The sequence below is a fragment of the Streptomyces sp. genome, assembly GCF_050698815.1.
In the GTDB taxonomy this organism is placed as follows: Bacteria; Actinomycetota; Actinomycetes; order Streptomycetales; family Streptomycetaceae; genus Streptomyces.
Genome location: NZ_JBOHCV010000651.1, coordinates 1 through 9,448, shown reverse-complemented (window position 1 = coordinate 9,448; position 9,448 = coordinate 1). Strand labels below are relative to the sequence as shown.

Genomic DNA, 9,448 nt, shown 5'->3' with positions numbered 1-9,448 from the left:
AGGCGGCCTGTTCCAGCAGTTCGCGCGGGTGCCCCCCCGTGAGCGCACCCGTCACCATCTCCAGCAGCTTGCGCATCTCACGGTCGATGACGACCGCGTAGAGGCCTTCCTTGCCGCCGAAGTGCTCATAGACCACCGGCTTGGAGACCCCGGCCCGCGCCGCGATCTCTTCCACCGAGGTGCCCTCGAAGCCACGGTCCGCGAAGAGAGTGCGGCCGATGTCGAGGAGCTGCTCACGCCGCTCCTTGCCGGTCATCCGGCGGCGAGCTGCGCGCTTTTCCTTCTTGGGGGGCCGAGTCGGCCTGGCGGTGCTGTCTTCTGTCGGCACAGCCTCCATCATGCCGCTTGTTCGGGCTGCTCCTTGCGGCGGGAGTCGAGACGGTCGCTGCGCGGCCAGCGCACGTCGTAGGCCCAGCCGGCCTGCTCCATCCAGCGGATGATGCGGGCGCTGGAGTCCAGCTGGCCCTTCTCCACGCCGTGCCGTGCACTGGTGGGGTCGGCGTGGTGCAGGTTGTGCCAGGACTCGCCGCAGGACAGGATCGCCAGCCACCACACGTTGCCCGACTTGTCACGGGACTTGAAGGGGCGCTTGCCGACCGCGTGGCAGATCGAGTTGATGGACCAGGTGACGTGGTGCAGCAGTGCGACCCGTACCAACGAGCCCCAGAAGAAGGCCGTAAGCGCGCCCATCCAGGACATCGTGACCAGTCCGCCCACGGCGGCGGGCAGCAGCAGCGACACGGCGGTCCAGAGCACGAACTGCCGGGAGACGGCGCGGACGGCCGAGTCCTTGATCAGGTCGGGCGCGTACTTCTCCTGTGACGTCCGCTCCTGGTCGAACATCCAGCCGATGTGCGCCCACCACAGGCCCTTCATCAGCGCGGGGACGGTCTCTCCGTAGCGCCACGGCGAGTGCGGGTCGCCCTCGGCGTCGGAGAACTTGTGGTGCTTGCGGTGGTCGGCGACCCAGCGGATCACCGGGCCCTCCACGGCCAGCGAACCGACGACCGCGAGCGCGATGCGCAGCGGCCGCTTCGCCTTGAAGGAGCCGTGCGTGAAGTAGCGGTGGAAGCCGATGGTGATGCCGTGGCAGCCGATGAAGTACATCGCGGTGAGCAGGCCCAGATCCAGCCAGCTCACGCCCCAGCCCCACGTCAGCGGCACAGCCGCCACAACGGCGAGGAAGGGGACGATGATGAAGCCCAGGAGGGTGATCTGCTCAACCGAGCGGTACTTCTCGCCGCCCAGCGTGCCGGAGGGGGCCGGAGACTCGGGGGAGTCTCCGGGGGGAGTCCCCGTGGTGTCCGTTGAGCTGTCGAGTACGTCCGGGGGGCTGGTGGTCATGAATGTCCCTTGTCAGAGCGGTAAGGGGCGGTGTTGATCGCGGTCATCGCGGTGGTCGCGGGTGATCGCGGGTGTTGCGGTTTTCTGCGCGTCTACCGGGTCGTGTGTCCACGCAAGTCCTACGGAACCGTAACCTACGGCGTCGTAAGTATGGCAGCCCTCACCGGCGGATCAAGGGGGGCGTGGGGGATACGGCACCGTGCTCACCCATCGGACGGCATACCGGACCCGGCCACGCCCCACTTACCCTGGTGAGCGTCGGACAGCGCGGTCCGTGACCTGCCCGAAGTGAGAAACCGCAAGGAGCCACACCAGTGAGCAGCGCCGATCCGAGCAGTGCCGACGCCACCGCCGACGCCACCGAGACCGAGTCCGCCACCGCACTGCGCGCCGACATCCGCCGGCTCGGCGACCTGCTCGGCGAGACGCTCGTACGGCAGGAAGGCGCGGACCTCCTCGACCTGGTCGAACGTGTCCGAGCCCTGACGCGCAGCGACGGCGAGGCGGCCGCGGCCCTGCTCGGCAGGACCGACCTGGAGACGGCCACCAAGCTGGTACGGGCCTTCTCGACCTACTTCCACCTCGCCAACGTCACCGAGCAGGTCCACCGCGGCCGCGAGCTGCGCACCCGGCGCGCGGCCGAGGGCGGCAACCTCTCCCGCACCGCCGACATGCTCAAGGACGCCGACCCGGCCCACCTGGCCGAGACCGTGCGCAACCTCGGCGTCCGGCCCGTCTTCACCGCACACCCCACCGAGGCCGCCCGCCGCTCCGTCCTCACCAAGCTCCGCAAGATCGCCGAGCTGCTCGAACAGACCGACCCCACCGAGCAGCGCCGCACCGACCTGCGGCTCGCCGAGAACATCGACCTCGTCTGGCAGACGGACGAGCTGCGCGTCGCCCGCCCCGAACCCGCCGACGAGGCCCGCAACGCCGTCTACTACCTGGACGAGCTGCACCGCGGTGCCGTCGGCGACGTACTCGAAGACCTCGCGGACGAACTGGACCGGGCCGGCGCGCCCCTGCCCACCGGCACCCGCCCCCTCACCTTCGGCACCTGGATCGGCGGCGACCGCGACGGCAACCCCAACGTCACCCCGGAGGTGACCTGGGACGTGCTGCTCCTCCAGCACGAGCACGGCATCACCGACGCCCTCGAGCACATCGACGAGCTGCGCGGCGCCCTGTCCAACTCCATCCGCAACAGCGGCGCCACACCCGAACTGCTGGACTCCCTCAACAGCGACCTGGAACGGCTGCGCGAGATCAGCCCCCGCTACAAGCGGCTCAACGCCGAAGAGCCCTACCGGCTCAAGGCCACCTGCGTACGGCAGAAGCTCCTCAACACCCGCGACCGGCTCGCCGCCGACGCCCCCCACGTGGACGGGCGCGACTACCTGGGCACCACCGAACTCATCGAGGACCTGACCCTGCTGCAGACCTCGCTGCGCGCCCACCGCGGCGAACTCGTCGCCGACGGTCGCCTCGAGCGGCTGCTGCGGACCCTTGCCGCCTTCGGCCTCCAGCTCGCCACGATGGACGTACGCGAACACGCCGACGCCCACCACCACGCCCTCGGCCAGCTCTTCGACCGGCTCGGCGAGGAATCCTGGCGGTACGCCGACATGCCCCGCGACTACCGGCAGCGCCTCCTCGCCAAGGAGCTCCGCTCCCGCCGCCCCCTCTCGCCCTCCCCGGCGCCGCTGGACGAGGACGGCGCCCGTACTCTCGGCGTCTTCGCCACCGTCCGCAGGGCGCTGGAGACCTTCGGGCCCGAGGTCATCGAGTCCTACATCATCTCCATGTGCGCGGGCGCCGACGACGTCTTCGCCGCCGCCGTGCTCGCCCGCGAGGCCGGGCTGATCGACCTGCACGGCGGCTGGGCGAAGATCGGCATCGTGCCGCTGCTGGAGACCACGGACGAGCTGAAGATCGCCGACGAACTGCTCGACGCGATGCTCTCCGACCCCTCCTACCGCAAGCTCGTCTCGCTCCGCGGCGACCTTCAGGAGGTCATGCTCGGCTACTCCGACTCCTCCAAGTTCGGCGGCATCACCACCTCCCAGTGGGAGATCCACCGCGCCCAGCGGCGGCTGCGCGACGTCGCACACCGGCACGGCGTACGGCTGCGGCTCTTCCACGGCCGCGGCGGCACCGTCGGCCGCGGCGGCGGCCCCACCCACGACGCGATCCTCGCCCAGCCCTTCGGCACCCTCGAAGGCGAGATCAAGGTCACCGAACAGGGCGAGGTCATCTCCGACAAGTACCTGGTGCCGTCCCTGGCGCGGGAGAACCTGGAACTGACCGTCGCGGCCACCCTGCAGGCCTCCGCGCTGCACACCGCGCCCCGCCAGTCAGACGAGGCGCTGGCCCGCTGGGACGACGCCATGGACACCGTCTCCGACGCGGCACACGGCGCGTACCGGAGGCTGGTGGAGGACCCCGACCTGCCCGCCTACTTCTTCGCCTCCACGCCCGTCGACCAGCTGGCCGAACTCCACCTCGGCTCCCGCCCCTCCCGCCGCCCCGACAGCGGTGCCGGACTGGACGGACTGCGCGCCATCCCGTGGGTCTTCGGCTGGACCCAGTCGCGGCAGATCGTGCCCGGCTGGTACGGCGTCGGCACCGGTCTGCGGAAGGCCCGCGAGGCCGGTCTCGGCGGAGTGCTCGAAGAGGCGCACGGGCACTGGCAGTTCTTCCAGAACTTCCTCGCCAACGTGGAGATGACGCTGGCCAAGACCGATCTCCGGATCGCACAGCACTACGTCGGCACCCTCGTGCCCGACGAACTCAAGCACGTCTTCGACACCATCCGCGCCGAACACGAACTGACCGTGCGGGAAGTGCTGCGCATCACCGGCGAACGCGAACTGCTCGACGCCAGCCCCGTGCTCAAGCAGACGTTCGGCATCCGCGACGCCTACCTCGACCCGCTCTCCTACCTCCAGGTGACCCTGCTGCACCGGCAGCGGGCGGCGGCCGCACGCGGTGAGGAACCCGACCAGATGCTCGGCCGTGCCCTGCTGCTGACCGTCAACGGCGTCGCCGCCGGACTGCGCAACACCGGCTGAAGCGGGAGGGGGGCGTCCCGGCTCGCTCAGAAGCTGAGCGCCGCCCAGGCGCCCCCCATCAGTCCGAACCCCAGCAGCCCCGTCACCAGCGCCGTACGCCGCCATCGCAGCCCTCCCGCGATGACCAGGGACGCCAGCACCAGCGACCCCCCGGTCGGCACCACCGCGTACAGCACACCGGCGGGCCCCGTCCGTACCACCTCTTTCGTGCCGGGCCGCAGCGCGACCGTGAGGCGCTCGCCGACCTCGCCCGAGACGGACTCGGGGATGGTCACCCGCTGCGAGGGCGCCTCCTGGTCACCCGCGGGGGCGAACGAGGCCGTGCAGTCGCCCTGACCGCACTTGAGGACCTCGACCGTGCCGTGCTGGTCGCCGGTGAGCGTCGGCCGCACCGTCTCCCAGGACGTCCAGCCACCGGCGGCCAGCAGCAGCAGGACGACCAGGCTCAGCACGATGTTCCGCACCAGCAGCAGCACCCCGAACGCGTTCTCCCCGGCCCGTCGGGCACGGCTGCGCTTGACGGTCCTGGCCGGCGATGCCGACGCGGCCGGGAGAGGCGAGGCTGACGAGTCGGGCGAGGTGGGCGATGTGGGCGAGATGGGCGAGGGCGACATGGCGGCGATCCTTGAACAACCGGGCCGGAGGGTCAACCTCCGGACCCCGCTTGGCGGGTATTCGGCCGGATTATGCCCGACGGTCAGGAGTTGTACGTACTCTGCGCCCGCTCGAGTCCGTCCAGGATCAACGACTCCACGGCATCGGCGGCCCGGTCCACGAAGTAGTCCAGCTCCTTGCGTTCCGGGCCCGGGAAATCCTTCAGCACGTAGTCCGCGACCGGCATCCGGCCCGGCGGCCGCCCCACCCCGAACCGTACCCGGTAGTAGTCGGCGCCGAGCGACTTGGTGAGCGACTTCAGCCCGTTGTGGCCGTTGTCGCCGCCGCCCTTCTTCAGCCGCAGCACACCGAAGTCGATGTCCAGCTCGTCGTGGATCACGACGATCCGCTCCACCGGCAGCTTGTAGTAGTCCCGCAGCGCCGTGACCGGGCCGCCCGAGAGGTTCATGTACGACATCGGCTGGGCGAGCACGACACGACGGCCCGAACTGCCCGGCATGCCGATGCGTCCCTCCAGCACCCGCGCGCGTGACCGGTGCGAGGTGAACTTCCCGCCGAGCCGGGCGGCGAGCAGATCGGTGACCAGAAAGCCCACGTTGTGCCGGTTGCCGGCATAGCCGGGACCCGGATTGCCCAGCCCCACGACGAGCCAGGGCCCCGTCCCCGACACGGCGTCATCCGTACTGGCGTTGGTCGTCATCTGTGGTCCTTAGGCGGAGAACTCGGGAGAACTGGGGCGGCGGGAGCGTGCGGTGAACGACCGCCGCCGCGCTCCTCTGGCGCGGCCAGGGGAGCGCGGCGGCAGGCGGGAAAGACCGGCGAAGAGCCGGGTACTACTCCGCGGTGGCCTCGCTGGGGGCCTCCTCGACGGCTTCGCCCACGGCCTCCTCCTCGGCCGACGGCTCCTCGGCCTGCGCCGCGAGCACCTGGATCACGACGTCGTCCTCGTCCACGGCAAGCGAGGTGCCCTTGGGGAGCTTGATGTCCCTGGCGTGGATCGAGTCGCCCGCGTCCAGACCCTCGACGGAGACGGTGACGCCCTCCGGAATGTGCGTGGCCTCCGCCTCGACCGGCAGCGAGTTGAGCACGTGCTCCACCAGGTTCTGCCCCGGAGCCAGCTCACCCTCGACGTGGATCGGGATGTCGACGTTGACCTTCTCGCCCCGGCGGACCACCAGCAGGTCCATGTGCACCAGGAAGCCGCGGATGGCCTCACGCTGGATGGCCTTCGGAATGACGAGCCGCTTCTTGCCCTCGACGTCCAGGTGGATCAGCACGTTCGGGGTCTTCAGGGCCATCATCATGTCGTAGCTGGGCAGCGCCACGTGGACCGGCTCGTCGCCGTGCCCGTAGATGACGGCCGGGATCTTCTCCTCGCGGCGGAGACGGCGCGCGGCACCCTTGCCGAACTCGTCACGGACACTCGCGGTGATATTGACGTCAGCCATGCTGCGCTCCTCGTACTCAAGACGGATCTCGGATCTGTGGTGTCACTCGGTCCGTCCACGACAGACCGGCTACGCCGCAGAGCCGGCCGGGAGCGGAAAGCGGCCCACGGAGACCCTGACGAAGAGCGCGCGCCGATAACGGATGAGCCGGTTCCGTACGCGTACGCACCAGTGCGTACGTGCGACGGGCGGCCTCCCTCGCCGAGCGACCCGGTGAGTCTACGCGGCGGGGGAGGCCGGGCGGAAATCGATCAGCAGGACGTACGCACGCCTGCTCTCACGCCTGCTCTCACGCCGGCCCTTACGTCCGCCCTTACGCCTGCTCGTCGAAGAGGCTGGTCACCGAGCCGTCCTCGAAGACCTCACGCACCGCGCGAGCGATCGTCGGAGCCATCGACAACACCGTGATCTTGTCCAGGTCCAGCTCGCCGGGGGTCGGCAGCGTGTCCATGAAGATGAACTCGCTCACCTTCGAATTCTTCAGCCGGTCAGCCGCCGGACCCGACAGCACCCCGTGCGTCGCCGTGACGATGACATCCTCCGCGCCGTTCGCGAACAGCGCGTCGGCAGCCGCGCAGATGGTGCCGCCGGTGTCGATCATGTCGTCCACCAGGACACACACCCGGCCCTCGACATCACCCACCACCTCATGCACCGTCACCTGGTTCGCGACCTCAGGGTCGCGGCGCTTGTGCACGATCGCCAGCGGCGCACCCAGCCGGTCCGCCCAGCGGTCGGCGACCCGCACCCGGCCGGCGTCCGGCGAGACCACCGTCAGCTTGTCCCGGTCCACCTTCGCGCCCACGTAGTCCGCCAGCACCGGCAGTGCGAAGAGGTGATCCACGGGACCGTCGAAGAAGCCCTGGATCTGGTCCGTGTGCAGGTCCACCGTGAGAATCCGGTCCGCACCCGCGGCCTGCAGCAGGTCCGCCATCAAGCGCGCCGAGATGGGCTCCCGCCCGCGGTGCTTCTTGTCCTGACGGGCGTAACCGTAGAACGGGACGATCACCGTGATACTGCGGGCCGAAGCGCGCTTCAACGCGTCGATCATGACGAACTGCTCCATGATCCACTTATTGATCGGAGCCGTGTGGCTCTGCATCACGAAACAGTCGGCGCCGCGCGCGGACTCCTCGAAGCGGACATAGATCTCGCCGTTGGCAAAGTCGAAGACCTTGGTCGGAACCACGGAAATCCCCAGCTGATCCGCGACCTCCTCCGCCAGCTCAGGGTGGGCGCGGCCGGAAAAGAACATCAACTTCTTTTCGCCGGTCGTCTTGATCCCGGTCACTGCACTGTCTCCTTGAGTTCCGCGGGGCGTGCGTGTCACCTCACCGTACGCCCCCGCCCCGCACCGCCGCGCACCCGGTACGGCCGCGATCCCCCTCGTCAGCCGCCCTGCCCGGGCGGTGTCTCCTGCGCCCCCCGTGCCCCCTCGGCCGCCTGCGCCGCCGCGCTGCCCGGCCGCTTCCGCGCAACCCACCCCTCGATATTGCGCTGTTGACCCCGCGCCACCGCCAGCGAACCCGGCGGCACATCCTTCGTGATCACCGAACCCGCCGCCGTATAGGCACCGTCCCCGACCGTGACCGGCGCCACGAACATGTTGTCCGCACCCGTGCGGCAATGTGATCCGATCGTCGTCCGGTGCTTGTTCACGCCGTCGTAATTGACGAAGACCGACGCCGCACCGATGTTGCTCTGCTCGCCGATCGACGCGTCACCCACATAGGAGAGATGCGGCACCTTCGAGCCGGCACCGATCTCCGTGTTCTTGATCTCGACGAAACCGCCCACCTTCGTCCGCACGCCCAGCCGGGTACCCGGCCGCAGATACGCGTACGGGCCGACCGCCGCACCCGGGCCGATCTCCGCACCCACCGACACCGTGTTGCTCACCCGCGCCCCCGCGCCCACCACGGTGTCCGTCAGCCGCGAATGCGGGCCCACCTCACAGTCGGCCGCCAGGTGCGTCGACCCGGTCAACTGCGTACCCGGCAGCACCTCCGCGTCCGGCTCGTACGTCACCGTCACATCCAGCCACGTCGACGCCGGGTCCACCACCGAGACCCCCGCCAGCATCGCCTCCTGGAGCAACCGCCCGTTCAGCAGCCGGCGCGCCTCGGCGAGCTGCACCCGGTTGTTGATCCCCAGGATCTCCTCGTGCCCGGCCGCCACCGACGCACCCACCCGGTGCCCGGCGGTGCGCAGGATGCCCAGCACGTCGGTCAGGTACTCCTCACCCTGGCTGTTGTCCGTACGCACCTTGCCCAGCGCGTCGATCAGCAGCTCGGCGTCGAAGGCGAACACCCCCGAATTGATCTCGGACAGGGCACGCTGCTCCGCGGTCGCGTCCTTGTGCTCGACGATGGCGGTGACCGCGCCGCTGTCCGGGTCCCGCACGATCCGGCCGTACCCCGTGGAGTCCGGCACGTGAGCGGTCAGCACCGTGACGGCGTTGCCGTCGGCGGTGTGCGCGTCGGCCAGCGCCTGCAGGGTGGCACCGGTGAGTAGCGGGGTGTCCCCGCAGGTGACGACCACCGTGCCGGTCAGGGCGACGCCGCTTCCGGTCAGCTCCTCCAGGCCCATCCGGACCGCGTGCCCGGTGCCGTTCTGCTCGTCCTGCACCGCGGTCCGCGCCTGTGCGTCCACCTCGGCGAGATGCGCGGTCACCTGCTCCCTCGCGTGCCCGACGACCACGACGAGGTGCTCGGGGTCCAGGCTGCGGGAGGCGGCGACGACATGACCGACCAGGGAACGGCCGCAGATCTCGTGCAGGACCTTGGGGGTCGCCGACTTCATGCGGGTGCCCTCACCCGCTGCGAGTACGACGACGGCTGCCGGGCGATTGGCGCTCACGTATGTGCCCTTCGGCTACGGGTATGGGGGAACACCCGCAGGATACCGGTGGGTTACCGGGCGCTCGCAGCGTCGCGGCCCAGACACGAGTTCGGGCCCTGACCAGGGAGG

Annotated in this window: 8 protein-coding genes; 1 reads left to right on the top strand and 7 read right to left on the bottom strand. The window is 69.9% G+C overall.

Features of this window, described 5'->3' with window-relative positions; all coding sequences use genetic code 11:
• Both ACRDP3_RS23455 and ACRDP3_RS23450 read right to left on the bottom strand, forming a co-directional pair.
• A partial coding sequence (locus ACRDP3_RS23455) for a TetR/AcrR family transcriptional regulator (RefSeq protein WP_431518987.1) occupies positions 1–337 on the bottom strand: 337 nt, incomplete at its 3' end.
• Positions 337–1,344 carry an acyl-CoA desaturase gene (locus tag ACRDP3_RS23450; protein WP_431518986.1) on the bottom strand — a complete coding sequence of 336 codons (1,008 nt, stop codon included), beginning with the start codon at positions 1,342–1,344 and terminating at the stop codon, positions 337–339. The genes ACRDP3_RS23450 and ACRDP3_RS23455, both read right to left, overlap by 1 nt.
• Before the next feature lie 314 nt (positions 1,345–1,658).
• On the opposite strand from ACRDP3_RS23450, the gene ppc reads away from it, so the two are divergent.
• Complete coding sequence (gene ppc, locus ACRDP3_RS23445; protein ID WP_431518985.1) at positions 1,659–4,415, top strand: phosphoenolpyruvate carboxylase; 2,757 nt, start codon at positions 1,659–1,661, stop codon at positions 4,413–4,415.
• A 26-nt stretch (positions 4,416–4,441) separates the two neighbouring features.
• On the opposite strand, the gene ACRDP3_RS23440 is transcribed toward ppc, so the two are convergent.
• From ACRDP3_RS23440 to glmU, 5 genes are all read right to left on the bottom strand, one after another.
• Positions 4,442–5,029, bottom strand: coding sequence for a hypothetical protein (locus tag ACRDP3_RS23440; RefSeq protein ID WP_431518984.1), 588 nt, complete (start codon positions 5,027–5,029; stop codon positions 4,442–4,444).
• A gap of 83 nt (positions 5,030–5,112) precedes the next feature.
• Positions 5,113–5,730, bottom strand: coding sequence for an aminoacyl-tRNA hydrolase (pth, locus tag ACRDP3_RS23435; protein ID WP_431518983.1), 618 nt, complete (start codon positions 5,728–5,730; stop codon positions 5,113–5,115).
• A gap of 133 nt (positions 5,731–5,863) precedes the next feature.
• Entirely contained in the window at positions 5,864–6,478 is a 615-nt protein-coding gene (locus ACRDP3_RS23430) for a 50S ribosomal protein L25/general stress protein Ctc (protein ID WP_431518982.1), read from the bottom strand.
• A gap of 313 nt (positions 6,479–6,791) precedes the next feature.
• On the bottom strand, positions 6,792–7,769 hold the full coding sequence (locus ACRDP3_RS23425; protein ID WP_431518981.1) for a ribose-phosphate diphosphokinase: 978 nt from the start codon (positions 7,767–7,769) through the stop codon (positions 6,792–6,794).
• A 98-nt stretch (positions 7,770–7,867) separates the two neighbouring features.
• Entirely contained in the window at positions 7,868–9,337 is a 1,470-nt protein-coding gene (gene glmU / locus ACRDP3_RS23420) for a bifunctional UDP-N-acetylglucosamine diphosphorylase/glucosamine-1-phosphate N-acetyltransferase GlmU (RefSeq protein ID WP_431518980.1), read from the bottom strand.
• Between the last annotated feature and the right edge of the window lie 111 nt (positions 9,338–9,448).